This window comes from Mycobacterium sp. E3247, assembly GCF_001667785.1.
Lineage (GTDB): Bacteria > Actinomycetota > Actinomycetes > Mycobacteriales > Mycobacteriaceae > Mycobacterium.
Map to the genome: position 1 here is coordinate 1 of NZ_LZJG01000547.1, position 535 is coordinate 535.

General features: G+C 65.8%; 1 protein-coding gene. It reads right to left on the reverse strand.

Annotation, left to right across the window (positions count from 1 at the left end; genetic code table 11):
• A partial coding sequence (locus tag A9X04_RS27835; protein ID WP_156764240.1) for an HAD-IC family P-type ATPase occupies positions 1-535 on the reverse strand: 535 nt, incomplete at both ends.

Below are 535 nucleotides of genomic sequence, written 5' to 3' on the forward strand. Positions count from 1 at the left end.
GACGCCGCCGCGGCGCTGAACATGTTCCCGAAATTGCTTGATGTGCCCATGAATACGTACTTGATCGTGTTGGCGAAAATCCTTCTGCCCGTTGCTACCCCGGTGGCCAGCACGCCCAGATCCTTTTCCAGCAGCACCACGTCGGCAGCGTCCTTCGCCACATCGGTTGCGCTGTCGACGGAGATCCCGACGTCGGCGGCGTGCAACGCCAGCGCGTCGTTGACCCCGTCGCCCAGGAAGCCGACGGCTCGCCCCTCGCGCCGCAGCGCGGTGATCAGCCGCGCCTTCTGCTCGGGGGAGATGCGCGCGAAGATGGTGTGGTGTTGCGCGGCGTACGCGAACGCGGCGTCGTCCAGGGGTTCGAGCTGCGCGCCGGTGATCGTGCCCTTCGAGGCCAAACCCAGTTCTTCACAGACCTTTTCGGCCACTCGCGGGTTGTCCCCGGTGGCGATCTTCAGCTCGATGCCCAGCTCGGCCAGCTCCAACAGCGATTGGCGTGCGGCGGATTTGGGCTCGTCGGCGAAGACCAGGAACC